Annotated in this window: 23 protein-coding genes; 8 read left to right on the forward strand and 15 right to left on the reverse strand. The window is 71.2% G+C overall.

Translation table 11 applies throughout. The features are described from left to right. Positions 1-92: 92 nt before the first annotated feature. Positions 93-1,133: a glycoside hydrolase family 6 protein gene (locus tag C8E83_RS08090; protein ID WP_121369264.1), complete on the forward strand. Its 1,041-nt coding sequence runs from the start codon at positions 93-95 to the stop codon at positions 1,131-1,133. A gap of 107 nt (positions 1,134-1,240) precedes the next feature. Here C8E83_RS08090 and C8E83_RS08095 read toward each other — a convergent pair whose 3' ends face one another. The 4 genes from C8E83_RS08095 to C8E83_RS08110 form a co-directional block, all read right to left on the reverse strand. After that, a complete protein-coding gene (locus C8E83_RS08095; RefSeq protein WP_121369265.1) occupies positions 1,241-1,567 on the reverse strand; it encodes a nuclear transport factor 2 family protein in 327 nt (108 codons plus the stop codon). A gap of 37 nt (positions 1,568-1,604) precedes the next feature. Then, positions 1,605-3,863, reverse strand: a complete 2,259-nt coding sequence (locus C8E83_RS08100) for a UvrD-helicase domain-containing protein (RefSeq protein ID WP_425454758.1) — start codon at positions 3,861-3,863, stop codon at positions 1,605-1,607. 101 nt (positions 3,864-3,964) lie between these two features. Beyond that, positions 3,965-4,807 carry an aldo/keto reductase gene (locus tag C8E83_RS08105; RefSeq protein ID WP_121369268.1) on the reverse strand — a complete coding sequence of 281 codons (843 nt, stop codon included), beginning with the start codon at positions 4,805-4,807 and terminating at the stop codon, positions 3,965-3,967. Continuing rightward, on the reverse strand, positions 4,807-5,181 hold the full coding sequence (locus tag C8E83_RS08110) for an FKBP-type peptidyl-prolyl cis-trans isomerase (protein ID WP_121369270.1): 375 nt from the start codon (positions 5,179-5,181) through the stop codon (positions 4,807-4,809). The genes C8E83_RS08105 and C8E83_RS08110 overlap by 1 nt, the downstream gene beginning before the upstream one ends. A gap of 256 nt (positions 5,182-5,437) precedes the next feature. Between C8E83_RS08110 and C8E83_RS08115 the strand changes: the two genes are divergently transcribed. After that, complete coding sequence (locus C8E83_RS08115) at positions 5,438-6,775, forward strand: MFS transporter (RefSeq protein WP_245981509.1); 1,338 nt, start codon at positions 5,438-5,440, stop codon at positions 6,773-6,775. 45 nt (positions 6,776-6,820) lie between these two features. Here C8E83_RS08115 and C8E83_RS08120 read toward each other — a convergent pair whose 3' ends face one another. Beyond that, on the reverse strand, positions 6,821-7,288 hold the full coding sequence (locus C8E83_RS08120; RefSeq protein ID WP_121371808.1) for a VOC family protein: 468 nt from the start codon (positions 7,286-7,288) through the stop codon (positions 6,821-6,823). Between the two features lie 88 nt (positions 7,289-7,376). Here C8E83_RS08120 and C8E83_RS08125 point away from each other — a divergent pair, with 88 nt between their 5' ends. Beyond that, a complete protein-coding gene (locus C8E83_RS08125; RefSeq protein ID WP_170159877.1) occupies positions 7,377-8,603 on the forward strand; it encodes a YihY/virulence factor BrkB family protein in 1,227 nt (408 codons plus the stop codon). A 42-nt stretch (positions 8,604-8,645) separates the two neighbouring features. Here C8E83_RS08125 and C8E83_RS08130 read toward each other — a convergent pair whose 3' ends face one another. After that, positions 8,646-10,157, reverse strand: a complete 1,512-nt coding sequence (locus C8E83_RS08130; protein WP_211331765.1) for an aspartate ammonia-lyase — start codon at positions 10,155-10,157, stop codon at positions 8,646-8,648. 206 nt (positions 10,158-10,363) lie between these two features. Between C8E83_RS08130 and C8E83_RS08135 the strand changes: the two genes are divergently transcribed. Beyond that, positions 10,364-10,918 (forward strand): GNAT family N-acetyltransferase, encoded by a 555-nt coding sequence (locus C8E83_RS08135; protein ID WP_121369275.1) that lies wholly within the window; start codon positions 10,364-10,366, stop codon positions 10,916-10,918. A gap of 71 nt (positions 10,919-10,989) precedes the next feature. After that, positions 10,990-12,375: a 3-keto-alpha-glucoside-1,2-lyase-like domain-containing protein gene (locus C8E83_RS08140; RefSeq protein ID WP_121369276.1), complete on the forward strand. Its 1,386-nt coding sequence runs from the start codon at positions 10,990-10,992 to the stop codon at positions 12,373-12,375. A 3-nt stretch (positions 12,376-12,378) separates the two neighbouring features. Here the strand turns inward: C8E83_RS08140 and C8E83_RS08145 are convergent, their stop codons facing one another. Beyond that, complete coding sequence (locus C8E83_RS08145; RefSeq protein ID WP_211331677.1) at positions 12,379-13,386, reverse strand: alcohol dehydrogenase catalytic domain-containing protein; 1,008 nt, start codon at positions 13,384-13,386, stop codon at positions 12,379-12,381. Then, positions 13,383-13,823, reverse strand: a complete 441-nt coding sequence (locus tag C8E83_RS20010; RefSeq protein WP_281270803.1) for a MarR family winged helix-turn-helix transcriptional regulator — start codon at positions 13,821-13,823, stop codon at positions 13,383-13,385. Before C8E83_RS20010 ends, C8E83_RS08145 begins: the two co-directional genes overlap by 4 nt. 451 nt (positions 13,824-14,274) lie before the next feature. On the opposite strand from C8E83_RS20010, the gene C8E83_RS08155 reads away from it, so the two are divergent. After that, complete coding sequence (locus tag C8E83_RS08155; RefSeq protein ID WP_121369278.1) at positions 14,275-15,501, forward strand: glycoside hydrolase family 16 protein; 1,227 nt, start codon at positions 14,275-14,277, stop codon at positions 15,499-15,501. A 65-nt stretch (positions 15,502-15,566) separates the two neighbouring features. On the opposite strand, the gene C8E83_RS08160 is transcribed toward C8E83_RS08155, so the two are convergent. From C8E83_RS08160 to C8E83_RS08170, 3 genes are read right to left on the reverse strand one after another with little or no spacing between them, the layout of a single operon-like run. Continuing rightward, the gene (locus C8E83_RS08160) at positions 15,567-18,314 is read right to left on the reverse strand and encodes an FtsX-like permease family protein (RefSeq protein WP_147430111.1); all 2,748 of its coding nucleotides are present in this window, start codon (positions 18,312-18,314) and stop codon (positions 15,567-15,569) included. Then, positions 18,311-18,997 carry an ABC transporter ATP-binding protein gene (locus C8E83_RS08165; protein ID WP_121371811.1) on the reverse strand — a complete coding sequence of 229 codons (687 nt, stop codon included), beginning with the start codon at positions 18,995-18,997 and terminating at the stop codon, positions 18,311-18,313. The genes C8E83_RS08160 and C8E83_RS08165 overlap by 4 nt, the downstream gene beginning before the upstream one ends. A 35-nt stretch (positions 18,998-19,032) precedes the next feature. Next, the gene (locus C8E83_RS08170; RefSeq protein WP_121369281.1) at positions 19,033-19,656 is read right to left on the reverse strand and encodes a PadR family transcriptional regulator; all 624 of its coding nucleotides are present in this window, start codon (positions 19,654-19,656) and stop codon (positions 19,033-19,035) included. A 388-nt stretch (positions 19,657-20,044) separates the two neighbouring features. Here C8E83_RS08170 and C8E83_RS19740 point away from each other — a divergent pair, with 388 nt between their 5' ends. Continuing rightward, positions 20,045-21,016 (forward strand): aggregation-promoting factor C-terminal-like domain-containing protein, encoded by a 972-nt coding sequence (locus C8E83_RS19740; protein ID WP_211331678.1) that lies wholly within the window; start codon positions 20,045-20,047, stop codon positions 21,014-21,016. 93 nt (positions 21,017-21,109) lie between these two features. On the opposite strand, the gene C8E83_RS08185 is transcribed toward C8E83_RS19740, so the two are convergent. The 4 genes from C8E83_RS08185 to C8E83_RS08200 all read right to left on the reverse strand — a co-directional run bounded on the left by C8E83_RS08185 (position 21,110) and on the right by C8E83_RS08200 (position 25,179). Next, positions 21,110-22,030 (reverse strand): diacylglycerol/lipid kinase family protein, encoded by a 921-nt coding sequence (locus tag C8E83_RS08185; protein ID WP_121369282.1) that lies wholly within the window; start codon positions 22,028-22,030, stop codon positions 21,110-21,112. A gap of 54 nt (positions 22,031-22,084) precedes the next feature. Continuing rightward, positions 22,085-22,297, reverse strand: coding sequence for a hypothetical protein (locus C8E83_RS08190; RefSeq protein WP_121369284.1), 213 nt, complete (start codon positions 22,295-22,297; stop codon positions 22,085-22,087). Next, positions 22,294-23,568, reverse strand: a complete 1,275-nt coding sequence (locus C8E83_RS08195; protein WP_121369286.1) for an inorganic phosphate transporter — start codon at positions 23,566-23,568, stop codon at positions 22,294-22,296. Before C8E83_RS08195 ends, C8E83_RS08190 begins: the two co-directional genes overlap by 4 nt. Before the next feature lie 81 nt (positions 23,569-23,649). Then, positions 23,650-25,179 carry a carboxylesterase/lipase family protein gene (locus tag C8E83_RS08200; protein WP_121369288.1) on the reverse strand — a complete coding sequence of 510 codons (1,530 nt, stop codon included), beginning with the start codon at positions 25,177-25,179 and terminating at the stop codon, positions 23,650-23,652. A 68-nt stretch (positions 25,180-25,247) separates the two neighbouring features. Between C8E83_RS08200 and C8E83_RS08205 the strand changes: the two genes are divergently transcribed. After that, positions 25,248-25,589, forward strand: a complete 342-nt coding sequence (locus tag C8E83_RS08205) for a hypothetical protein (protein WP_121369289.1) — start codon at positions 25,248-25,250, stop codon at positions 25,587-25,589. The last annotated feature ends 64 nt before the right edge of the window (positions 25,590-25,653 follow it).

Consider the following 25,653-nt stretch of genomic DNA (forward strand, 5'->3'; position numbering starts at 1 on the left):
GCTACTGCTGCGAGCACCGGCCTGCTGGACTCGTAGCGGTCGACGACGGGTGCAGGGGTGCCCCGAGGCCGCAGACCAGGGGTTGCCGCGCCATGCCACGACACCGCTCCACCGCTCTCGCCCGTGCCGCCGCGCTGATCGCCGTCGCGGTGTCCGTCGCCGCCGGGCTCGCCGCCGGCGGGCCCACGGCCGGCCCGGCCGCTCAGGCCGCGACGCCCGTGGCCGTGCTGACTCCCGCGCAGATCCAGGCCGCATCCACGAGGACGCTCTACAACACGGGGCTCGCCGTCCAGCCCGGCAACCAGGCCTCGCAGGTCGTCAGCCTGCTCCGCACGAAGTACCACGCCACCGCCGAGGCGAACGAGATCGACCAGATCGCGTCGCAGCCCGTCGCGGTGTGGCTCGGCGACTGGTATTCGCGGGCACAGCTCGTCAAGGTCATCACGGCGTCGATCGCGAGCGCCGCGAAGACCGGCCGCACTCCCGTGTTCGTCACCTACGCGATCCCCGACCGGGACTGCGGCGGGTACTCGGCCGGCGGGCTGACCGCCTCGCAGTACCTGGCCTGGAATCAGACGATCGCCACGGCGCTGCGCGGCCACCGGTCGGCGGTGCTCGTCGAGCCCGACTCGCTGGCGATGATCTCGAGCTGCCCGTCCGTCGCCGACACGCGCCTGCCGCTCATCCGCTCGGCGGTCGACCAGCTCACGTCGGACGGCGTCGTCACCTACCTCGACGCGGGCAATTCGAACTGGGTCGCTCCGGCGGCGATGGCGCAGCGGCTGGAGGCGGCCGGAGTCGGCGAGGCGCGCGGGTTCTTCACCAACGTGTCGAACTTCTACCCGACTTCGAACGAGGTGTCGTACGCGAACAGGGTCTCGGCGCTCACCGGCGGCTCGCACTACGTCATCGACACGTCACGCAACGGCGCCGGCTGGAAGGGCACCTGGTGCAACCCGACCGGCGCGGCTCTCGGGGCGAACCCGGCCGTGGCATCTGGTTCGACGAAGCTCGACGCGACGCTCTGGGTGAAGACGCCCGGCGCGAGCGACGGCACGTGCAACGGCGGCCCGGCAGCGGGGACGTGGTGGGAGCGGTACGCTCTCGGGCTGGTCAAGAATCGGGCGAGGTAGGTTCGCCTGCTCCTGCGACTTCGAAGCCCCTCAGCGACAAAACGCGACATCTGCGACACGTGCCGGCGTCGCAGATGTCGCGTTTTGTCGCGGGAAACCCGTGCGGCTCAGGTGATGACGAGCGACTTCACCAGGTCTCCCTCGACGGTGAAGGTCATGGTGCCGAGACCGTTGTAGCCCTCGCCGGTCACGTCGACCGTGACGACGAACTCGCCGGGCTTCGCGCCCTCGGCGACCTCGACGACGTCGAAGCGCGAGTGCTTGCCGATGTTGTCGGTCTGGTTCCAGGAGGCGACGCCCGAGGTGCCGTGGAACACCCGGCCCCAGTCGTCGAGCGTCGCATCGTCGGCGAAGGCGGCGAGGAACCCCTCGGTGTCCTCCTCGTTGGTCGTGTCGATGAAGGTGCGGATGGCTCGGGGCGTCTCGACGGTCATGCCTCATCGAACCACGCACCCCTAGGCGCGAGCCCGGTCAGGCGAGCGAGACGACGGTGAGGCGCTGCGTCGGCCGGGTCTCGGCGACGTAGAGGCTCGCGTTGCCGCGCGACGACCGGGCGACGATGCCGGCAGGGTCGACGACGACGACCGAGTCGAACTCCAGCCCCTTCGACGTGGCCGGGCTGAGCACGCTGATCGGCCGCGTCAGCGACGACGAGCCGTCGGCCACGAGGCCCGGGAACGCCGCCGAGAGCGCCGCCAGCAGCGACGTGACGAGGGGTTCGGGGGCGATGACGGCCAGGGTGCCGCCCGAGTCGACGGCGCAGTCGGCCTCCACGGCCGAGACCACGGTGGGCGCAGGATCCTGCACCCTGCCGGGCACCGAGACCTCTCGTACCGCCCACTCGCTCGCCCGCACCGACCGGCTCGGCGTGATCTCGAGCCCCGTGCTGCGCGCGGTCGCCTCGGCGTACTCGACGATCTGCGACGGCGTCCGGTAGTTCACAGTGAGCTCTTCCAGCCGCCAGGATCCGCCCGCCTGCGCGGCCCCGCGCCTCCTCGGCAGAAGACCCTGCAGCGCGCGGTCCCACGACGTCGCCGACGCGGGCGACGACGCCTGCGCGATGTCGCCGACGACGGTGAACGACCGGAGCGGGCAGCGTCGCGCCAGCAGGCGCCACTGCATGGGCGAGAGCTCTTGCGCCTCGTCGACGACGACGTGGCCGTAGGCCCAGGTGCGGTCGTCGGCGGCGCGCTCGGCCGAGGTCAGCGAGACGGCGCGCTCGGCGAAGTTGCCCGCGATATCGCGGGCGTCGACGAGGCCCTCGACCTGCATGTTCTCGATGGCGCGCTCGGCGTTCTCGATGTCGCGCTTCTGCTGCTGCTTGAGGGCGCGGCGCTCGGCGTCGACCTTCGTGTCGAACTCGCCGAGGAGCTCGGCAGCCTCGTCGAGCAGCGGGACGTCGCTGATCGTGAACGCCTCGCCTCGCGCACGGCGCAGCAGAGCACGATCCTCGGGCGACCAGCGCTGCGTGATCGAGGCCAGCCAGTTCGGCCGCGCGTACAGGTCTTCGAGCAGCTTCTCGGGGCTGAGCGGGATCCACGCCGTGTTGAGCAGGACTCGCACGTCGTACGACTGCCGGACGTCCTCGCGGAGCACCAGCTCGTCGGCGTCGTCGATCGTCGTGCCGCGGCCCCGGAGCTGGTCGACAAGCTGCCGGGTGAGGGCTGCGAGGGCGTAGCGGTTGAAGAGCACGCGGCCCTCGTTGTGCGGCTTCCCTCGCTCCTGCGCCCGCTTGAGCGCCTCGGCGACGAGGCCCGGCTGGACCGTCATCCGCTCGCCGTCGATCTCGACGTCGGACGGCTCGGTCGGCGCGATCTGCCGCGAGCGCACGGCCCGGCGGAGCAGGTCGGCCATCTGCCCCGAGCCCTTCAGGGCGGCGGTCGCGGGGGCGTCGTCGGCCGTGGCCTCGACGCCCGGGTAGAGGCCGCCGAGGCTCGACAGCACCACGCCCGACTCGCCGAGCGACGGCAGGACCTGCTCGATGTAGCGGAGGAACGAGCGGCTGGGGCCGACGACGAGCACGCCCGAGCCACGCAGGCGCTCGCGGTGCGAGTAGAGCAGGAACGCCGCGCGGTGGAGGGCCACGGCGGTCTTGCCGGTGCCCGGGCCGCCCTGCACGACGAGGATCCCGTCGAGCGCCGAGCGGATGATCCGGTCCTGCTCGGCCTGGATCGTGGCCACGATGTCGGTCATGCGCCCGGTGCGCTGAGCGGTGAGGGCCGCCATGAGAGCGCCCTCTCCCTGCAGCTGCACGTCGTCGCGGCCCAGCAGCTCGGGGTCGAACACCTCGTCCTCGATGCGGGTGACCTCGCGGCCCTGCAGTGTGAGGTGGCGGCGGGCCCTCGCGCCCATGGGCGTGGCCGCGGTGGCCTGGTAGAACGCGCTCGCGCCGGGCACGCGCCAGTCGAGCAGGATCGGGTGATGGTCGGTGTCGCGGAGCCCGATCCGCCCGATGTACCGGTATCGGCCCGAGCCCGAGATCGACGGGTCGTCAGGATCGGTGAGCTCGAGCCTCCCGAACGCCAACCGGTCGTCGACCTCGCCCAGCTGCGCGAGGGTGTCCTCGTAGAGACGCGCGTAGGCGTCGCGCTCGCTGCGGCTCTGGTGGTTGCCGCCGACGGTCTCGCGGCGGGTCTCGGCCAGTCTCGCGCGCGCGTCGTCCTTCAGGGTGTCGAGGCGCTCGTAGAGAGCGCCGACGTAGTCGCGTTCGCGGTCGAGTTCAGATGGCACCGGGTGCAGCCCCCTCGGGAAAGTCGGCCTTCAATTCTAATCACCTCGACGAAAGGTGAAACTGACCGACTTCTGTCCGGAGGGGGCCGCCCGGCGTCGCCCTAGAACTCCTCGTGCGTGTCGGGGTCTGCGCCCCAGATCCGGCCGCGCTCGAGACCGGAGATCGCGGAGACCTCGTCGGCGGTCAGCTCGAAGCCGAACACGTCGAGGTTCTCGCGCTGGCGGCCCGGGTCGGCCGACTTCGGCACCGGCACGGCGCCGATCTGCGTGTGCCAGCGGATCACGACCTGCGTCGGCGACTTGCCGTAGCGTGCGGCGATCTCGGCGATGAGCGGCTCGGTGAGGAGCTCGCTCTTCTTGCCGATGGGGCTCCACGACTCGGTCACGATGCCGTGGGCGTCGTGGAACGCACGAAGCTCGCCCTGCGGGAAGTACGGGTGCAGCTCGACCTGGTTGACGGCCGGGGTGACGCCCGTCTCGGCGATCACGCGCTCGAGGTGGGCGATCGTGAAGTTGGAGACGCCGATCGAAGTGACCCGCCCCTCCTGCTGCAGCCTCGCGAAGGCCGTGAACGACTCGACGTACCGATCGATGCGCGGCAGGGGCCAGTGGATCAGGTAGAGGTCGACGTGATCGAGGCCGAGGTTCTCGAGGGTCTCGTCGAATGCGGTGAGCGTCTCGTCGAACCCGTGGAACCGGCCGGGCAGCTTCGACGTGACGATGATCTCGTCGCGGGGCACGTCGGTCTCGCGGACCGCCCGGCCGACGGCGTCTTCGTTGCCGTAGTTGAGGGCGGTGTCGAGAATGCGATAGCCGGTGTCGAGCGCCGACTTCACGGCGACCGTGCCCTCGTCGCCGTTGAGGCCGTAGGTGCCGAGGCCGACGACCGGGAACGCCGTGCCGTCGTTCAGGGGCCGGGTGGGAACCGTGATGGGTTCGGCCATCAGCTCACGCCGAGGAGGTCGATCACGAAGATCAGGGTCTTGCCGCTGAGCGGGTGACCGCCGCCGGCGGGGCCGTAGGCGAGGTGCGGGGGAAGGACGAGCTTGCGGCGGCCGCCGACCTTCATGCCGGGGATCCCCTCCTGCCAGCCGCGGACGAGCGCCGCGAGCGGGAAGTTGATGGCCTCGCCGCGACCCCAGGACGAGTCGAACTCCTCGCCGGAGTCGTACTCGACGCCGACGTAGTGGACGTTGACGGTCGAGCCCGCCTGCGCCTCGGCGCCGTCGCCGACGGTGATGTCGGTGATCTCGAGGCCCTCGGGCGCCGGGCCCTCGGGGGCGTCGATCTCGGGCTTGATGGATGCGTCGTGAGTCATGCACCCAGCCTACGCACGACCGGCGAGCCGCCGCGCGCACGGTGCGGAACACCTGCCGCCGCACATGACGATGGACCGACCGCTCGCCTCCTCCGCCCTCGGAGAAGCCGCTCGGTCGGCCCATCGTCCATCCACACCGAGATCGTGTCATCGATGCGAACGAATGCAGATTACGCCCCGTGACGCATGTTTCGCAAAACGATGTGCGCGCTCACATCGGTCGGTCGTCGACACGGGGCTGGGCCATGATGGAACCTTGACCTCCTCCGACACGTCCCCCGCGCGACCGAAGCGTCGCGGACTCCTCGTCGATCTCTCGCCGATCCGGCAGAGCCCCGCCTTCGCCCGGCTCTGGATCGGCAGCTCGGTCTCGGGCGTCGGCGCTCAGCTCACGCTCGTCGCCGTGGGCCTCGAGATCTACGACATCACGAAGTCGACGTTCGCCGTCGCGCTCGTCGGGGTCATCTCGCTGGTGCCGATCATCGCTGCCGGCCTCTACGGCGGCATGCTCGCCGACGCCTTCGATCGCAGGATCGTGGCGATCGTCGCCGCGGTGGTCGCCTGGGCCACCACCGGGTGCATCGCCCTCCACGCCTACCTCGGGCTCCACGAGGTCGGCCTGCTCTACGCGCTCACCGCGATCGACGCCGTGGCCGCCACGATCATCAACACCTCGCGGTCGGCGATCATCCCCCGCCTCGTCCGGCCCGAGCTGCTGCCCGCGGCAAGTGCGCTCGGCGGCATCGGCACCGGGTTCCAGCTCACCGTGGGGCCGGCTCTCGCCGGGATCCTGGTGGCCTGGATCGGGTTCCCCGGCACGTACACGGTCGACGTCGTGCTCTTCTCGGCCGCCTTTCTCGGCATCTTCTCGCTGCCCGCGATCAGGCCGGAGGGCGAGAGTCAAAGGCCGGGGCTCGCCTCGCTCATGTTCGGCGTGAGGTTCCTGCGCCGGTCGCCGAACATCCGCATGACGTTCGTCATCGACATCATCGCGATGACGTTCGGGCAGCCGCGCGTGCTGTTCCCGGTGGTCGGTGCGCTGCTCATCGGCGGCGGGGCCGTGTCGGTCGGCGTCCTGACGGCGGCGGGCGCCGTCGGCGCGCTCCTGTGCAGCCTGTTCTCGGGTCGACTTGGGCACGTCAGGCGGCAGGGAGCCGCGGTCAACTGGGCGGTGTCGGCCTACGGGCTGTGCATCCTGGCGTTCGGCCTCGTGCTCGTGGTCGCACAGCTGAGCGGCCACAGGGGTGTCGGCTCGCTCACCGAGGGGCTAGGGTCGGCGAACCTGCCGGCGCTCGCCTGCGCCGCCGTCGCCCTGGCCGCCTCCGGGGCCGCCGACAACGTGTCGTCGATCTTCCGCAACACGATCCTGCAGACGGCGGCGCCCGACGCCATGCGCGGCCGGCTCCAGGGCATCTTCATCGTCGTCGTCACCGGCGGCCCGCGCATCGGCGACCTCTTCGTCGGACTCATGGCCTTCGCCGGCACGATCTGGCCGCCGCTGCTCGGCGGCGCCCTCATCATCGCGCTCGTCGGGCTGCTCGCCCGGGTCCAGCCGGCGTTCCGGAGGTACGACGCGCTCAACCCGACGCCGTAGGCGCCGGTCGCCGGGCTGCGACGGCCCGCCGTCGGGCCGTCGCGGTCAGGCGTCGAGCAGCTCCTGGATCACGATCTTCTTCTGCTGCATCATCACCTGGATCTTTGCCGGCGACGTCAGCAGCCCGCCGAGGTCGGCGGGGATGATCTGCCAGGAGACCCCGAACCGGTCGCGGCACCAGCCGCACTGCTCGGCCGCAGGATCAGCCGACAGCCGCTCCCAGTACGAGTCGATCTCGGCCTGGTCCGCACACCCCACCACGAACGAGATCGCGTTCGTGAACGGGAACAGCGGACCGCCGTCGAGGCAGGTGAAGTCGACGCCGTTCAGGGTGAACCGGCCGTTGAGCACACGCCCCGTCATGCCCTCGAAGTGCTCGTCGAGGTTCTCGTCGGGGTACGGCTCGATCGACACGATAGACGAGTTCGGGAACGTGTCGACGTAGTACTGCATCGCCTCGCGCGCCTGGTCGTCGAACCAGAGGCAGGGCTGGATGGCGGCGATCTCGGGCATGGCGACTCCTGTTCGACGTTGGCGCTGTTGCCGGTCAGAGTACCCGTGCCGCCGCGCCGCCGACCCGGGCCGTCGATATCCTGAGGACATGACCCGCGCCCCGTCTCGTTCCGAGGCGGGAGTCGGCCGCCTGGCCGTGCGGGCGCTCGCGCGCCTCACCCTGCCGACCCTGTCGTTCGTCGGGCTCCTCGTCGCCTCGCCCTTCGTGTGGGCCTGGAAGCACTGGCTCGTGGTGGGCAGCGTCGACCCGATCCCCTGGCGCTACGCGCTCCGCCGCACGTACCACGGCTTCTACCGGCACAAGACGATCGACTCCGGAGCCGCGCTGGCGTTCTTCTCGACCCTCGCGGTGTTCCCGGGCGCGCTGGCGATCGTGTCGGCCGTGGCCCTGTTCAGCCAGTCGTCGAGCGACGCCGTCGACGACATCCTCAGCATCGCGACGATCGCCATCGGCCCGAACGCCGCCCAGGCGCTGCGCTCGCCACTCATCTCGCTGCTGAGCCTGTCGAGCCCGGGCATCACGCTCGGCGTGGGCCTCGGCCTGACACTGTGGTCGCTCTCGGGCTACTCGTCGGCGTTCGGGCGAGCCATGAACGTGATCTACGACGTGCAGGAGGGGCGCCGCTTCGTGCGGTTCCGCTCTCAGATGCTGCTGCTCGCCCTCGCGCTCATGGTCGCGTTCGGCGGCATGGCGACGATCCTGCTCATCACGCCGTCGATCGCGCAGGGCATCGGCGACCAGTTCCGGTTCGGCGAGGTCTTCGTGGTGCTCTGGAACGTGCTCAAGTGGCCGCTGCTCGTCGCCTTCGCGGTCGTGGCGGTCGGGCTCCTCTACTACTTCACGCCGACGATCAAGCACCCCGAGGTGCGCTGGGTCTCGTACGGGGCGCTCTTCGCCATGGGCGGCTGGGGCGTCGCCACCGGCGGCTTCGCGGTGTACGTAATCACGTTCTCGCACTACGACCACGTCTACGGCTACCTCGGCGGCGCCGTCGTCGTCCTCGCGTACGCGTTCATCTCGAACTTCGTGCTCGTGCTCGGCGGCGAGCTCGACTCGCAGATCATCCGCGTGCGGTACCTGCAGTCGGGCGTCGAGGCCGAGGGCGTGATCCCGCTGCCGATGCGCTCGACGAAGCGCAACCTCGCGCTCGCGCGGCACCAGTCGCTCGACCTCGTCGACGGCCGGACGATGCGGCTCAAGGCCGTGCGCCTCTACGGCGACCCCACGCTCGACGACACCGGGCGGCCGGTCGTGCGGCCGCGCTTCCAGACGATGTCGGGTCGCGAGAAGAAGAACCCCGCGCCCGAGGAGTGACTCTCTCGGGCGCGGGGTCTTCTGGTGGAGGGGCCGGACGGCCTAGCCGGCGGTCTCGTCCGCGTGCGCCTGGTCGAGCGACGCGAGGTGCTTCGAGATCTGCTCGGCCGTGACCACCGGAATCGACGTCGTGATCGCCTCGAGCCCCGACAGCCGAGCCGGCGACAGCACGTGCTCCACCTGCTCGGCGCTCATGAGGCCCGCCGCGACGACCAGCGTCGCGATCGACGTCTCGGTGGCGAGCGCCGTGTGCGCGATCGACGCGGCGGCGGCGTAGCCGATGTACGGCGTCAGCGCCGTGACGACGCCGATGTTCGTCTCGACCTGCTGAGCGAGGCGGCCGGTGTTCGGCTGGATCCCGTCGATGCAGTTCTCGCGCAGGGTCTCGCACGCGCGCGTGAGCCAGCCCAGCCCCTGCAGGACCGAGTTGGCGATGACCGGCTCGAAGGCGTTCAGCTGGAGCTGACCGGCCTCGGCCGCCATGGTCACGGTGACGTCGGATCCTGCGATCGCGAACGCGACCTGGTTGACGACCTCGGGGATCACGGGGTTGACCTTGCCCGGCATGATCGACGACCCTGCCTGGCGCGGCGGCAGCAGGATCTCGCCGAGGCCCGCCTGAGGCCCGGACGACAGCAGCCGCAGGTCGTTGCAGATCTTCGACAGCTTCATCGCGCTGCGCTTGAGAGCGCCCGACACCGTCATGAACACGCCCGCGTCGCTCGTGGCCTCGATGAGGTCGGGCGCCGTGACCATCTCGATGCCGGTCAGGTCGCTGAGATGACGTCGCACCGCTTCGGCGTAGCGTGCGTCGGCCGTGATGCCGGTGCCGATCGCCGTGGCGCCGAGGTTGATCTCGGCGAGGAGGGGCAGCGTGTCGCGGAGTCGTTGCTGGTCTTCGAGGATCGTGTGGGCGAAGCCGGTGAACTCCTGGCCGAGGGTCATCGGCACGGCGTCCTGCAGCTGGGTGCGCCCGACCTTGAGGATGTCGCGGAACTCGCGGCCCTTCGCGGCGAACGACGCGGCGACGCGGCCGAGCTCATCGACGAGGGTCGCGAGCGCGAACGACATCGCGAGCTTCACGGCCGTCGGGTACGTGTCGTTCGTCGACTGGCTCCGGTTGACGTCGTCGATCGGGTGCAGGTGCTCGTAGTCGCCCTTGGCGTAGCCGAGAAGCTCGAGCGCGCGGTTGGCGATGACCTCGTTGCTATTCATGTTCGTCGACGTGCCGGCGCCGCCCTGGATCACGCCGACGCGGAACTCGTCATGAAGGGCGCCCCCGCGGATCTCCTCGCACGCCGCCTCGATGGCGTGAGCCTTGCGCGGGTCGAGCACGCCGATCTCGACGTTCGCCCGGGCCGCGGCCTGCTTCACGATCGCGAGGGCGTTCACGAGGTCCGGGTAGACCGAGATCGCACGGTTCGCGACCGGGAAGTTCTCCACTGCGCGGAGCGTGTGGATGCCCCAGTACGCGTCGACGGGCACGTCGCGGGACCCGAGGGAGTCGGTCTCCCGCCTCGTGGGCGACGAGTCCGGCGAAGCCGCCGGGTCGATGATCTGGGGATCTGTCGCGGTGCCGTCCTGCGCCTTCTGGGCGAGGTCGTCAGCCGTCACGTCGTGTGCCACGCGGGCCTCCTTGCTCTCGGTGCCCCGAGCCTATCCGGGGCCCGCGTGGAGGCGTTCGACGAAGCGGCACGGGCGTGGCGGGTCGCAGGACGAAGCGTCCGCCGGTCGACTCCGGCCGCCACTAAGGTCATGGGATGCCCTTCCCGCTGGAGACCGATCGGCTCACGATCGCCCCGCTCGCGCACACTCACGCCGAGGCGTTCGTCGCCTACCGTCGCGATCCGGAGGTCGCCCGCTACCAGTCCTGGGGCACCGACTACTCCCTCGACGACGCCACGCGCCTGATCGACGGCCAGCACGACGGGCGCCTGCCGATGCCGGGCCACTGGCTGCAGCTGGCGGTGCAGGATCGCCGATCCGCCGAGCTCCTGGGCGATCTCGCCCTGCACCGCTCCCCCGACCAGCCCGACACCTTCGAGATCGGCATGACGCTCGCGCCCGCCGCCCAGCATCGCGGCATCGCCTTCGAGGCCGTCGAGGCCCTGCTCGAGTTCGTCTTCGAGCAGGAGCACGCGCACCGCGTCACGGCCTTCTGCGACTCGCGGAACGCCCCCGTCGCCCGGCTCCTGACGAGACTCGGGTTCCGCCACGAGTCGACGGCAGTGGAGGCCGACTGGTTCAAGGACGAGTGGACGACCCTCGAGGGGTACGCACTCCTGGCGCGCGAGAGGGAGGCCGCCGCGCTCTGACCGGCACGGCCGTCCGACCGGTACAGTGAGCCTCGACCTGGTTGGATTCACCAACCGTCCAGGAGAGCGCGATGGCGGATCAGGAGTCCGCGCACGACACGGGCGCGGCATCGGCACCTCGGGGCGTCGGGCGTGCCCGCCGGCTCCTGCGCCTCACGCGCGGTCGCCGGGGTGCCGTGTGGGCGACCGGGCTCCTCCTGCTCGCGGCGATCGTGGTGACCGTCGAGCTGACGCCGGGGACGTCGTCGGGCTTCAGCGCCGTCATCAACAACTCGCAGAACACCGTCGGCACGGCGCCGAACTTCAGCGCGTCGGGCGGGGTGCTGCCCTACAGCGACGGCTGGGCGGGCGGCGACACCGGCTGGATCGACTACGGCGGCACCTGGACGACCGCGTCGACGGCCTCGGGGGCGACGTACACCGAGTCGGCGGGCGGCGGCGCGGGCAACAAGGCGATCAGCGGTCAGACCAGCTGGACGGACTACACGCTGCAGGGCGACGTGAAGATCCTGTCGGGCACGCAAGCCGGCCTCGTGTTCCGCGTGACGAACCCCGGCGTGGGGGCCGACACCCTCAACGGGTACTACCTCGGGCTGTACACCTCGGGCACGATGACGCTCGGTCGAGAGAACAACAGCTACGCGTCCCTCAAGTCGTCGACGTACGCGGTCTCGACGAACACCTGGTACCACCTCGCCGTGCAGGTCGTCGGCTGCGTCATCACGGCCTCGGTGGTCCAGGTCGGCGCCACGCCGCCGGTGACGCCGACCTACCTCAGCTACACCGACACCGGTTGTCCCACCTCGGGCGCGATCGGAGTGCGCGACTACGCCTCGACGGCGGCGTTCCGCAACATCACGGCCACAGCGGGCGGCACGACCTCGACGACCATCGCGCCGTACTATGCGCCGTTCGCCAACGTGCTCACTCCCCAGTACGGGCAGACGACCTACGGCGGGCTCTGGACGGCGTCGTCGGCGAACGAGACCTACACCGACAACACGGGCGGGCAGGGCGACAAGTCCGTGATGGGTCTCACGACCTGGGGCAACTACTCGCTGACCGGCGACGTGCAGCTGAACTCGTCGGCCACGACGTCGACGAGCTCGGGGTTCATCGTGCGCGTCGTGAACCCGTCCAACGCCGTGAACGGCATGACGGGCTACTACGCCGGCGTCTCGTCGACCTCGCTCGTGCTCGTCGACATCAACAGCGGCACCGCGACGACGATGGCGACCGCTGCCCTGCCCGCGACGCTCGGCACGAACACCTGGTACCACCTCACGGTCGAGGCCGTCGGCTGCACCATCACGGCGACGGCCCAGCTGAAGACCGGGTCGGCGCTGACCGTCGCGTCGGCGACCGACTCCACCTCGTGCCAGACCACCGGCGCGGTCGGCGTACGCACGATCGGGACGTCGGCCACCTGGCGCGACGTGGCCGTCACGCCGCGGTGACGGCTAGGTCGTCACGACGAGTTTGCCGGCGCCGCCGCCCGCGATCATCGCCTCGTGCGCGGCCCCGATCTCGTCGAGCGTGAACACCGCCTGGATCGGCACCACGGCCCGCCCGGCAGCCACCTCGTCGAGGAATTCCTGCAGAACCTCGGCGGGCAGGTCGCCGGCGTCGCCCGCGTAGGCGGCCAGCCGGACGCCGCGCGGCAGCCAGCCGTTCGGGTAGAAGTCGGGCAGCACCCACTGGTTCGAGAGCATGCCGGTGAAGCACACGGCGCCGTGGTAGCCGGTCGCCAGGAGCGTGTCGCGCACGGTCGGCACGCCGACGAGCTCGAGCGCGCTGCCGACGCCCTCGGGCGCGATGGCCCGCACCTGCGCCGCGACGTCCCCGTCGTCGACGAGCGGGTGGTCGACGCCGATCGCCCTCAGCGCGTCGAACTTCGACTCGTCGCGCGTCGTCGCGAACACGGTCATCCCGCGCTGCTTGGCGAGCACGGCCGCCGCCATCCCGACGCTCGACGTGCCGCCGCGGATCAGCACGCTCGACCCCGGCTGGGCGTCCATGCCGACCGTGAGCGAGCCGTACGCGGTCTGCAGCATCTCGGGCACCGCTCCGAGCGTCGACCACGGCAGGTCGCTCGTGAACGGGATCACCTGCGACACCGGCACCGAGGTGTACTCCGCATAGCCGCCGTCGAACGTGCGCCCCATGCCACCCATCATCGCGACGACCTGCTGGCCGGGCTCGAACTCGCCGCCGGGAGCCGCGACGACCTCTCCGGTCGCCTCGATCCCGAGGACGCGCGGGAAGGTCACGCCCTGGGCCATGCCCATGCGGGTGTGGAGCTCGGAGCGGTTGAGGCCGAAGGCCCGCACGCGGATCAGCACACGGCCGGGCTCGGGGAGGGGCACGGGCAGGTAGCGGAGGGCGAGTGCCCCGGGCTCCTGCTCGGTGCCGGGTGCGGCGAGCACGGCGGCCCTCATGGTGGCGGGAAGGGATGTGTCGGGGGTCATTCGGAGTCCTCTCGGGTGGGTTCGGTGCGCAGGAGCCGAAGCGCTCGCGCCAGGTGGTCGAGGGTCGCGCCGTCGAGGCGGTCGCCGAGCCTGCGCGCGAGAGCCGCCTCGTACACCGGCGCCGCCCGGTCGAGCGTCGCCCGGCCCTCGCGGGTGAGCGCGACGAGCGAGGAGCGGCGGTCGACGGGGTTGGCCCGGCGCTCGACGAGGCCGGCCCGCTCGAGGCGGTCGGCGATCTTGCTCGCGCCGCCGACGGTGATGCGGAGGTCGTCGGCGATGTCGTTGACGCGGCAGACGTCGCGCGCCGCGATGACACGGAGCGATTCGATGCTCGCGAGCGACGTGTCAGCCGCCTCGCGGAGATCGGCGTCGACGCCGTTCCAGAGGTCGATCTGGAATCGGACGAGGTCGGTGAACACCTGGTCGAGATCGGTCATGCGGCGCCCTTCGCGTGTGCTTTCCATCGATTTAACTTCCATGGAAACTAAATGTCAAGCACTCGAAGGTGGTTCTCGGTGGCGTACCCCGGCGTGTCCTCCAAAGTGACCACAGGGTACGACCGTGTACCCCGATTCGGGTCCCCCCTTGTGCCGACACCCCCCTTGGGGACTGTGCGGTGTCCCCCGTCGATGGTTCCCTAGGTACCGAGGGAAGCCAGCAGCGAAGCGTCCAGGGGTATTCGGGTTACCCCGGACGCTTCGCTGCCATCACGGGAAGAAGCAGTCACAGGAACCACCGATTCGGACGCCTTCGGGCGGCGGTGGAGTCACGGCAGACGTCGATGCGACGTCAGGGCGTTGCCCATGCCGTTTTTCGGCGACGGCGATTTCTCGGGCGTCCCTCGTGACGATCCGCCTCTCGGGGAGGCGGACGTGAGAGGGAACGCACGTGAACAGCAGCATTCGGACCACCCTGACGGCCGCGGCCGTCATCGCAGGGCTCGCGCTCGCCGGCCAGGCCGCACCGGCCACGTCGGCGGTCCTCGCGCAGGGCACGACCGCGACGTCGTCGAGCACCCGCTCGGCCGGCTCGGTCGACGTCGTCGACACGTCGTCGCTCGGCGCGGCCTCGTCCGCGACGGCGGCTGCGAGCTCTCGGGCGACGACCGACAGCACGGCGGGCACGTCCACCAGCACGGGGACCACCTCGACCACCGACACCGGCACCGCCGCGACCGTCTCGGACTACGCGGCCGCGTCCAAGTCGCAGGCGGCGGCGAGCGCGAAGGTCTCGTCGCAGCTGTCCAGCCCGCAGGCGACCGCCGTGGCCGACACGCGCGCCCGCAGCGGCAACACGGCCAACACCGTCATCCCGCCGACGGCCGCCACGAGCCTCCTCGCGGGCGGCACCGGCGCCTCGTCATCGACCGACACCTCCACCCCCGCGTCGCAGGATCCGAGTGCCGACTCGACCGCCATGCCGGTCGGCGACGTGACGACGAACGGCCGCACCTGGGTGCAGAGCTACGCGCAGGACTTCAACACCCCCGCCGCCCTCGGCTCGTTCTCGAAGGTCTACCCGTCGATGGCGACGTACTCGGGCTTCAAGGACACCTCGGGCCAGGGCCTCTACGCCCCCGACAAGGTGCTCAGCGTCTCGAACGGCAACCTCGACTTCTACCTGCACTCCGAGAACGGCCAGCCCCTCGTCGCCACCGTGATGCCCGACGACTACGCGCCGCACGTGACCGGGCGCGTCTCGATCCGGTTCAAGGCCGACGAGACCGCCGGCTACAAGTTCGTGGGCATGTTCTGGCCGAGCGACGACGACTGGAACGAGGGCGAGATCGACTGGCCCGAGTCGGACCTCGGCCAGATCCCGCGCCCAGCGTCGGCCATGCCCGGCACCTACTCGAACGGCAACATGAAGTTCATGCCGGCCACCGAGATGTTCGCCGACAGCAACACCACCGGGTACCACACGGCGACGACCGAGTGGGACAAGAACGCGGTCCGCTTCTACTGGGACGGCCAGTTGGTCTCCACCGTGACGAATGCGGTGCCGACCACGGCGATGCGCGTCACCCTCCAGGCCGAGACCTGGATCGGCGAGGGTGCGGTTCCGGCGAACGCCTCCGGTCACCTCGACATCGACTGGATCAGCATCTGGAACTGAGCCGACTCCTCGCCCGCTGACGACCACGCGCCCGCCCCGATCCTCCGGGGCGGGCGCGCGGTCGTTCAGGCGACGAGGTCGCGCCGGGTTCGCAGGAGCGCCCGGGGTCGACGGCTGACGAGCCACGATCCCGCGGCGATCAGCAGCGGCATCCCGACCGCCGTCAGCCCGAGCTGGAGCCAGGGCGGCGTGAACGGCAGGTAGCCGTGGGTGATCCCCGGCCCCCGCAGGCCCAGAGCGAATGCCGGCACGAGCCCGAGGACCACGCCGATCACCGATCCCACGCCGACGACTACGACGCCCTGCCAGAAGCCGAAGGAGCGCTGGACGCGGGGCGCCGCTCCGACGACGGCGAGCACGTGGCTGTCGCGACGTCCGTCGGCTCGGGCCAGCGCCAGGGCGACGGCAGCGGCGCCCAGGGCGATGACGGTCGTGAGGCCGAGCAGGGCCCACGACCAGGTCGCGGCGTACAGCGAGGGCCCGGTCTCGAAGGCGACGTAGCCGTTGCCGATCGCGACCGTCAGGTCGGCCGCCACGGCGTCCTGCTCGGCGGTCGTGGGCGAGTGCGCCATCGTGGTGAACACCTGCGACGGCACGACGTGCATGCCGAGGCGATCCGCGGTGGCGCGTGTCACGAAGACGCCGTACTGCTCGGGATGGGCGGGCTCCTGGACGACGGCAGGCACGGTGTGAGAGGCCACCCGGGGCCCGGCTTCACCCGGGTTCGCGCCGGGCTTCACGGCGTCGAACGTCACGGTGCCGCCGGAGACGTACTGCGGGTAGAGCGAGACCGCTCCCCCGGCCTCGAGCGTGGCGAGGGACTCCGACGACACCTTCGCGCCCAGGATCGCGGCGAGGTCGTCGGGCGTGCCGACCGTGATGTGGTCCGACACCCCGATGCTGCCGAAGTACGAGGGGGCCGACGCCCCGAGTTTCGGCACCCGCACCGTCGTGTAGGTCGGCAGCGCCTTCCCGAGCACGCCGAGATCCGGGCTCGAGCTCAGGATGCGTGCGTGCGAGCCCGGCAGGTCGTGGTCGAGCACGCGGACGACCGACTGCCCGCCGACGAGGGTCGTCGTGCCGTCCGACTGACTCTCGTACAGGCTGACCACGCCGGTGTTCATCGGCGACTGCCAGTCGTGGTTCCGGACCCCGAGCTCCTGCCCTCCGGCGAGGAGGCACATGGCGAACGCCGACACGAACACGCAGCTCATGATCGCGGCGAGCGCCGGCACGCTGCGGCCCGGGTTGCGTGCCGCGTCGCGCGCGGCCAGCCGGGCGCCGGTCCCCCACCGGCTCAGGATCGACGACGCGCCGCGGAGAAGGAGCGGCGCGATGAGCACCATGCCGATCTGCATGACCACGGGACCCGTCGCCAGGAGCACGATGCCGCCGACGACCACCTGGCGCGGCGGATCGATCGTCTGGTTCGCGCCGATCGTGACGAGACCGCCCAGGAGGGCCACGATCGAGCCGCCCGCCACGACGAAGACTCCGACCATGGGGCGCCGGATCGACACCCTCGGTGGCCGGCGGGCCCCACGGAGCGCCGCCACGGTGTCGACCTTCGACGCGGCGCGCGCCGGGGCCGACGCGGCGGCCAGGCCGGCCACGATCGCTCCGGCGATGATCGCGGCCACGACGGGCACGTCGACCCGGAACTCGGGGTACTGGACCTGCGAGCCGCCGGCGATCCGCGGTTCGGCGACGAAGGCCGCCGCGATGCCGCCGAGCGCTCCGGCGACTCCGCCCACGAGCCCCAGGATCGCGCCCTCGACGGCCATGACGCCGAAAAGCAGCCGACGCGTCGCCCCGACACTGGCCAGGATCGCGAACGACCGCTGACGGTGGCGCGCTCCGACCGCGAAGGCGGCGCCGGCCAGGAGGCAGACCTCGAACATCGCGAAGACGCCGAGGAGCGCCACGAGCAGGACGTCGAGCCAGGGGCTCGAGACCGCCCCCGACGTCAGGTGCGGGCTCGTCGGCGGATGCAGGAGCACGTCGCGCGACAGGACGGTCATGCCCTGACGGTTCAGCGCACGGACCTCCGACCACGGGACGACGCGGTCGGGGACGTAGTAGATGCGGGCCTGCACGGCGTCGAGCCGGTCGGCGTTCGAGGCATCCTGCGACCCGGCGCCCGGGAACGCGCCGAGCGCGCCGTAGACGACGTCGTCGGTGGATCGATCGGTCACGCCGCGGAGGGTCCCGACGACGCGGTACGTCGCGCGGGTCGGCTGCACCCGGACGACCGTGCCGCCGAGCCTGACGCCGAGTCGGGTCAGGGCGTGGGGGCTGACCAGGATCTCGTCAGCGGAGCGCGGGGCGCGACCGGACTGGAGGTCGTACGAGCCACGGAAGGACGGGCCCCACACGGCGCCCTCGACCGCGGCGATCGAGCCGACGCCGGTCGCGGTGCTGAGGATCGCGGTCGTCTGCTCCGTGGGGATGATCCGCGTGCCCTGCGGGAGCACCGCCTGGGGCGACAGGTAGTCATCGGCCTGCATGGTGCTCGAGTTGTCGGTGCCGCTCGAGTAGGTGAACGGGTCGTTCGGGGCCTGCTCGAGATGCGGATCGGGCGGGCTCACCACGCGGATCGCGGCCTGGTTCTGCCCGAGCTGGAATCGCGCGGTGTCGGCCGGCGTCGTGAGGTGGCTGGCCTCGACCGTGTCGATGCCCGTGACACCGACGATCGGCAGCGCTATCAGCCCCGCGATCAGGAGGCTGCGGCCGATCGACTGCAGAGCCATGCGGCGGGCGAGCCGGACGGCGAGCGACACGGCGCCCCGCGATGTTCCCCCGACGGCACTCACCGCTGGGCCCCCTCCCAGAGCGACGACAGGGGCGCGGAGGCCGCCTGGTCGACGACCCGTCCGTCGCGGAGGAACACGATGCGGTCGGCCCACGCCGCGTGGCGGGCGTCGTGCGTGACCAGGATCCCGCCGGCTCCGGCGTCGATCCGGTTGCGGAGCATGCGCAGCACGATCTCGCCCGTGGCGGAGTCGAGGGCCCCGGTCGGCTCGTCGGCCAGGATCAGCGATCGCCCGCCGACCACGGCCCTGGCGATGGCCACGCGCTGCTGCTGGCCGCCGGACAGGTCGGCCGGGTAGCGGTCGGCGCGGTCGGACAGCTCGACCGCAGCGAGCGCATCGAGTGCCGGACGGCGAGCTCTCCTGGACGCGAGCCCGTCGAGCTCCAGCGGGAGCGAGACGTTCTCGAGCGCCGTGAGCGACGGGATCAGGTTGAAGTCCTGGAAGACGAAGCCGAGGCTCTTGCGCCGGAGCGACGCCAGGTCGCGGGCGGAGAGCTGGCTCAGCCAGCGCCCCTCGACGACGACCTCACCGCTGGTCGGGGCAGCGAGGCCGCCGGCGACGGTGAGGAGGGTCGACTTGCCCGATCCTGACGCCCCCATGACGGCGACCAGCTCGCCTCGCGAGACGGTGAGATCGACGCCGGAGAGCGCGGTCACCGCGGTCTCGCCGCGGCCGTACTGCATCGACACCCCGTCGAGCACCAGGAGCTCCGAGCCGGTCACGAGCGTGCCTCCGGCCCTGCGCCGCGCGCCGCCCGGGCGCGACGAACGGGTGCCTCGCCGAGCGGCAGGGCTGCGCCGAGGCCGCGCTCGGCCGCGCGGACGAGCGTGGTCTCGGAGTGGTCGAGCCAGCGGATCTCGGCCTCGGCCTGGAACAGGAGCGAGTCGACGACCAGCTGCCAGGCGAGGTCGTCCGCCGAGGTCGCGGGGCCGGTCGCGTTCTTGGAGCGCGTCAGCTCCTGAAGAACCTTGAACGTCGCGGCGCGCTGAGTCTGGATCAGCGCGACGATGTCGACGCCGGGCAGCGTCACCGCGATCGCCAGCTTCATCGCCAGCTCGTCGCGGGGCGCGGCCGTGGTGCGCGGAACCGGGCTGCCGAGCCACGCGGCGACCTCGTCGTGGCCCTTCGCGGTGATGCGGTAGTAGATGTGCTCGCCCTCGCCCGAGGAGGCATCGTCGCGCTCCACCAGGCCGTCGCGCTCGAGGCGGTCGAGCGTCGTGTAGATCTGGCCGATGTTGAGGGGCCAGGTCGCGCCCGTGCGGCCCTCGAACTCGGCCCGCAGCTGGTACCCGTAGCACGGGCCCTGATCGAGGATGGCGAGAAAACTCTGACGGATGGACACCGGGACCCCCTTTGTCGGCGACGATGCCTACTCAGTATTGCATACTCGGTACTGCCCCATTGAGCCGAAATTTTTTCATGCGAACGCATGGGTGAACAGAGGGTTCTGCCAGGCAAATAGGCGGACTTCTCCAGGATCGGTCTGCATACTCGCCACTTCGCCTTCCCGGCCCCGGGCTCCGCCCGCCGAGAAGTGCGGGAGGCCTCCCATGCCTCCGCAGTTCCGCCACCGACCCGGTGCTCGCCTTCCGCGCGACCGACTCGAGCCCTGCTCGAACCGCGCTGAGGCACGGCCTGGCGCGTCGCTCCACCGCAGGGAGCCCCGCGCGAGGCTCGGCGTTGCCCTGACCTCGCCGAAGCCCCGGAAGTCGGTCGACCAAAGGACAGGTTTGCCGTTCCGCGCGTTCTCCCGTAACAGCCCCACGACCACCAGCACCACCGCCGAGCCCCTCACCACGGCCACCGGCACCCAGACGGTCACCACCGCCACCGGCACCCGCCGCGCGATCAGCGCACAGCGAGCCGCCGAGACCCGCCGCCGTCGCACCCGCCGCCTCCGCATCGCCGGCATCGCAGGAGCCGGCGTCGTCGCCGCGGCCTGCGGCACCGGCTTCGCGTTCGTCGGTACGTCCGGGGCCTCGAACGCCTTCGGGCTCCCGTCCGCGACCCCCTCCGCCGCCCCCACGCAGATGAGCGTCACCCACTCCGGCGACGGCACCGTCTCGGTGCACGCCGGCAGCGCCGTCACGCGCCAGGTGGCCGACTCCGCCGCGCAGACGGCGCTCGCCACCGGTCACCTCGTCGCCGAGAACGCCGAGGGCAAGACGAACGCCGCCGAGCTCACGCAGTCGATGGCGCAGCTCGCCGACTACCGCACCCTCGCCCCCGACACCGTGATCCAGCGTGTCAACGCGACCCAGAGCGCGGCGCAGGCCGTCGGCGCCCGCACCACGGTCGCGACCGCCCGCATCGAGGCGATCAAGACCGCCAACGAGAAGAAGGCGCAGATCGAGGCCCAGAAGGACGCCGACGCCGCAAGGCAGGCGGCGGCGAACACGCCCGCCGCGGCGCAGGCCACCGCGCAGAAGCTCATGGCGTCGCAGTACGGCTGGGGCAGCGACCAGTTCTCGTGCCTCGTGAACCTCTGGAACAAGGAGTCGGGCTGGAACTACAAGGCCTACAACGCCTCCGGCGCCACCGGGATCCCGCAGGCCCTCCCCGGCTCCAAGATGTCCAGCGTCGCGAGCGACTGGGCGACCAACGCCACCACGCAGATCATCTGGGGCCTCGGCTACATCCAGGGCTCGTACGGCACGCCGTGCGCCGCGTGGGCGCACTCCGAGGCGAACAACTGGTACTGAGCGCCTGACCGGCCGCCGCGAGGAGTGGCGATTCACGCGAGGAGTGGCTCCTAGTCGCCACTCCTCACGTGATCGGCCACTCCTCCGTCGGGGCTACGCGAAGACGGCGAGCGCCCCGGGCACGACCTCGATCTCGAGGGGAAGCGGCCCGAGGCGCTCGCCGTCGCCGTAGGCGATGACGCCGGGCGCCGAGACGCGCACCCGGCGGGCGCGGGAGAGCCGCACGCGCGGGTCGTCGCCGTGCGTGCCCTTCGCGACCCGCGGGAAGAGCCGGAGGAACGTCCGCCTCGACAACCGGTCGACCACGAGCACGTCGAGCTCGCCGTCGTCGACAATCGCGTCCGGCAGCAGGGCGATGCCGCCGCCCACCGAGCGCGCGTTGCCGACGGAGACGAGCGTGCCGGCCACGGTCTGCCCGACCCCGTCGATCTCGATCTCGTAGTCGACCTGACGCAGCCGCACGAGCTCGAGCACCAGGGCGACGTCGTACCGGAGGCGGCCGCGAGGTCGGCGCAGCGCGTTCGCCCGCTCGTTGACGAACGCGTCGAACCCCGCCGACACCGTCCCGGCCACCCAGGTCGTGCGCCCGTCGACTTGGGTCACGCGCAGGGCGTCGACGGCGCGAGCAGGAGCAGCGATCCGCTCCACGAGCATCCGTATCGCCGCGGCCGGATCGTCATGCGGGATCCCCAGCGCTCGCGCCATGTCGTTGCCGGTGCCGGAGGGCACGATGCCCAGCGGGACGCCGGTCCCGGCGACGAGGGCCGTGCCCAGGCTCACCATGCCGTCGCCGCCGACCACGATGAGGGCGTCGGCGTGCTCCTGCGCCCCGATGGCGAGCGAGTCGGAAGCGGCGGCGAGGAGGTCGGCGTGCGACGAGCGCACGAGCGGGATCACCTCGTGGCCCGCGGTCTCGAGGGCGGAGACGACGGCGGGCCCGACGGGGCGACCGCGGCCGAACGACGCGGTGGGGTTGATCGCCACCACGAGGCGGAGCGGCTTCGTCGTCGTCATGCAGCGATCATGGCAGACGGCGGGCGAGCGATCGCGACGGCGACGCCGACCGCGTCAGCCGCCGTGGAACTGCGGGATGATCAGCCAGATGCCGAAGAGGGCGCCGGCTGCGCTCACGGCGAAGCAGACCACGGCGCACACCCGCGCCCAGGTGGGGCTTCCCTCGACGGCGAGGAGCCGGAGTCCGCCGGCGAACAGGACGACGACGACCGCTGCCGCGATGACCGAGACCAGGGCGACGATGACGAACGCGAGCCAGTCGATCACCGGGCGCTCCCGTCTCCGCTCGCGCCAACGGGTGCGTCGTCGGCCAGACCGAACAGCGAGGACTCGTCGCTCAGCCGGCGGCGGGCCGCGAGGAGCTCGTCGCTGCGCTTCTTCGCGAGAGCGCGGCGCTCTTTGCGGGTGAGCACCGAGTTCATGGCGACGTCGACCTCCAGGGCGTTGGACTGCTCGGCGGGCTTGCGGCGCGAGAGCACGAAGATGCCGACGATCACCGCGGCTCCGAGCACGGCGTCCACGATGAGCCCGGCGAGCCCCCGCCGGCCGATGAGCTCGCAGACGGCGCCGACGAGGCCCGAGGCGGGCAGGGTGATGAACCAGGCGATGACGATCTTGCCTGCGGTGCCCCACTGGATCCTGCCGCCGCGCCGACCGAGACCCGCGCCGATGATCGACCCCGACGACACCTGCGTCGTCGACAGGGCGAAGCCGAGATGGCTGGAGGCGAGCACGGTGGCCGCGGTCGACGCCTCGGCCGAGAAGCCCTGCGTCACCTTGACGTCCGTGAGGCCGCCGCCGAGGGTCTGGATGATCCGCCAGCCGCCGGTGTACGTGCCGAGAGCGATCGCGAGGGCGCAGACGAGAATCACCCAGATGGGCGGCTCGGCGCCCTGGCCGAGGAAGCCGCCGGCGATGAGCGTCAGCGTGATGACGCCCATGGTCTTCTGAGCGTCGTTCGTGCCGTGGGCGAGCGCGACCATCGACGAGGTGAACATCTGGCCGACGCGGAAACCGCCCCGCTGGTTGCGACCCACGGGGCGCCTCGTGATCCAGTAGGCGAGACGGGTCGCCGTGAACGCCGCGAGGCCGGCCACGAGCGGAGCCAGGACGGCGGGCAGCACGACCTTCGACAGCACGACGCCGAAGTCGACGGAGTCGAGCCCCGCGCCGACGAGCGCCGCCCCGATGAGGCCGCCGAACAGCGCGTGCGACGAGGAAGAGGGCAGACCGCGGAGCCAGGTGACCATGTTCCAGATGACGGCGCCGACGAGGCCGGCGAAGATCATCGACGGCGTGATGTCGACGCCGCCCGGCCCCTCGCGGATGATGCCGCCGGAGATCGTCTTGGCGACCTCGGTGGAGAGGAACGCGCCGATCAGGTTGAGGATCGCCGCGACGGTCACAGCTACGCGCGGCCGCAGGGCACCCGTCGCGATCGGCGTCGCCATGGCGTTCGCGGTGTCGTGGAAGCCGTTCGTGAAGTCGAAGAAGACGGCCAGCACGATGACCAGGATGACGATGACTGTGATATCCACCGGCGGCCACTCTTCCAGCCCGGGTGAACGCGAGTCAACCCACGGGTGACGGTCGGGTGAACGCCTCCGGGTGAGGGCTGCTCAGAGATGGGGCACGAACGCCTGCCAGACACGGCGCCGCTCGCCCCGGGGGTCGAACTCGACGCGGTCGACGGTGTCGATGATGAGGGTGCGGCGGCGGTGCGGATCGTAGGAGGGCCAGTCGTTCACGGCCCCGGTGCGCACGAACTCGAGCCAGCGCCGCCGCATCCTGCGACCGGCCCGGAGGAAGGCGCGACGACCGCCCAGGAGGCTCATGGTGCGGCCGAAAGCTGAATCCATGCGGTCGAAGAGCGCGTAGAGGTCGAGGCCGTGGAAGGCGTCGACGCCGGCGACCCGGAGGATCCGCGGCGCGACGTCGAACCGGTAGAAGTAGACCTTCGCGAAGCGGCAGTGCCGCTCGGCGACCTTGATCGACGGGTACCAGAACGAGAAGTCGCCGCCGAAGTCGAGGGCCGCGGGGCGGTGCGGCAGCCCGGGGTACTGCGCCTGGATCGCCTTGCGCGCTTTCTTCTTCGTGTTGGCGAAGATCGACCGGATGCGCAGGGGCGTCGTCGCCAGGATGTCGCGGCGCCCCGTGAACACCGACCCCTCGCGGTCGTTCGTGCCGATGATGAGCGGCACCGGAGCCGCACGGCCGGCCTTGAAGGCGTCGAGCGGACGCTCGGGCAGGAGGTCGCCGTCGATGACCGGCGACAGGAAGATCGAGCCGGGCTGGTCGTCGGGCGCCCGGTGGAAGAGTCGCTCGGTGGCCGTCACGATCGCACGGGTGGGCGCCGCGTGCAGGAGTGCTGCGCCGTCTTCGAGCGACGTCGACTCGAGGTCGTCGTCGCGGACGACGCGGCTGAGGATCTCGAGGAAGTCGGCGGCCCACCGCTCGGTGACGTCGGGCGGGTAGATCGCGTTCGCCGGCGACGACTGAGCGATGGCGCCGGAGAACAGGCCTCGTGCGCGCGGCACCGTCATGAGCGTGGTGACCGCGTTGGCTCCTGAGCTCTCGCCGCAGATCGTGACGCGCTCGGGGTCGCCGCCGAATGCCGAGATGTTGTCGTGGACCCACTCGAGGGCTGCGACCTGGTCGCGGAGGCCCAGGTTCGACTCGATCGGGTGCTCGGGCGTCGACCAGGCCGAGAAGTCGACGTAGCCGAAGGCGCCGAGGCGGTAGTTGAAGCTCACGTAGACGATGCCGCCCTCGCGCACGAGCGACTCGCCCTGGTGCGGGAACTCGCGCGCGCTGCCCACGGCGTAGGCGCCGCCGTGGATGTAGACCATCACCGGGAGGGCTTCGCCTGCTCCTGCGCCCTGCGGTGCGATGACGTTGATCGTGAGGCAGTCCTCGCTCTGCGGCGTGGCCTGGTCGATGCCCACGAAACGCGAGCGGTCCTGCGGGGCCGCAGCGCCGAAGTGGGCGGCGCTGCGGACGCCCTGCCAGGGCTCGGGGGGCGCAGGAGCACGGAATCGCCGCTCGCCGACGGGTGCGAGCGCGAACGGCATGCCGCGCCACGAGAGCACCCCGCGCTCGAGCACCCCCTCGACGTCGCCCGAGGTGGTCCGTCTGATCAGTCCCGCCATGTCGTCTGCATGCTAGAGCGCGCGTGTGAACGCGACCCTCAGGATCGGCGGCGGGCTAGCGTCGTGTCATGAGCCGGAGGGGTGGTTGGGTGCTGCCGAACCCCGCGCTCGCCCGTGCCGTCGGGCGATACCGCCGGTGGACGTGCATCGGCGCCTGCTCCTTCGTTCTGATTCTCGGCGCGACAGAGATCGCGCGACGCGCGGACGCACGGTTCGGGCGGAGCGGCATACCCGACGCCGTGACGTTGATCGTGTGCGTGGCGTACTCGTACGCGGTGCCGCTGTGGCTGTACTTGGGGCACAGGATCCGGGCCTCGATCGCGAACGAGGCGTCCCGCGCGAATCGGAAGGCCAGGTCGGTGCCCCTCTGGAGCACTCGACGGCTCCGGCGCTGGCTGGGCGAGGAGTGACGCGTCACTCCTCGCCCTCGCCCAGCCCGACTCCGGGCGACTTCGCGCATCCCAGGCGAACGCG

The organism is Frondihabitans australicus (assembly GCF_003634555.1).
Taxonomy (GTDB): Bacteria; Actinomycetota; Actinomycetes; order Actinomycetales; family Microbacteriaceae; genus Frondihabitans; species Frondihabitans australicus.

Coding starts and splice junctions, on each gene's coding strand:
- C8E83_RS08090 (WP_121369264.1), top strand. CDS start 93: ATGCCACGACACCGCTCCACCGCTCTCGCCCGTGCCGCCGCGCTGATC.
- C8E83_RS08095 (WP_121369265.1), bottom strand. CDS start 1,567: ATGACCGTCGAGACGCCCCGAGCCATCCGCACCTTCATCGACACGACC.
- C8E83_RS08105 (WP_121369268.1), bottom strand. CDS start 4,807: ATGGCCGAACCCATCACGGTTCCCACCCGGCCCCTGAACGACGGCACG.
- C8E83_RS08110 (WP_121369270.1), bottom strand. CDS start 5,181: ATGACTCACGACGCATCCATCAAGCCCGAGATCGACGCCCCCGAGGGC.
- C8E83_RS08120 (WP_121371808.1), bottom strand. CDS start 7,288: ATGCCCGAGATCGCCGCCATCCAGCCCTGCCTCTGGTTCGACGACCAG.
- C8E83_RS08125 (WP_170159877.1), top strand. CDS start 7,377: ATGACCCGCGCCCCGTCTCGTTCCGAGGCGGGAGTCGGCCGCCTGGCC.
- C8E83_RS08135 (WP_121369275.1), top strand. CDS start 10,364: ATGCCCTTCCCGCTGGAGACCGATCGGCTCACGATCGCCCCGCTCGCG.
- C8E83_RS08140 (WP_121369276.1), top strand. CDS start 10,990: ATGGCGGATCAGGAGTCCGCGCACGACACGGGCGCGGCATCGGCACCT.
- C8E83_RS08145 (WP_211331677.1), bottom strand. CDS start 13,386: ATGACCCCCGACACATCCCTTCCCGCCACCATGAGGGCCGCCGTGCTC.
- C8E83_RS20010 (WP_281270803.1), bottom strand. CDS start 13,823: ATGACCGATCTCGACCAGGTGTTCACCGACCTCGTCCGATTCCAGATC.
- C8E83_RS08165 (WP_121371811.1), bottom strand. CDS start 18,997: ATGCAGTACGGCCGCGGCGAGACCGCGGTGACCGCGCTCTCCGGCGTC.
- C8E83_RS08185 (WP_121369282.1), bottom strand. CDS start 22,030: ATGACGACGACGAAGCCGCTCCGCCTCGTGGTGGCGATCAACCCCACC.
- C8E83_RS08200 (WP_121369288.1), bottom strand. CDS start 25,179: ATGGCGGGACTGATCAGACGGACCACCTCGGGCGACGTCGAGGGGGTG.
- C8E83_RS08205 (WP_121369289.1), top strand. CDS start 25,248: ATGAGCCGGAGGGGTGGTTGGGTGCTGCCGAACCCCGCGCTCGCCCGT.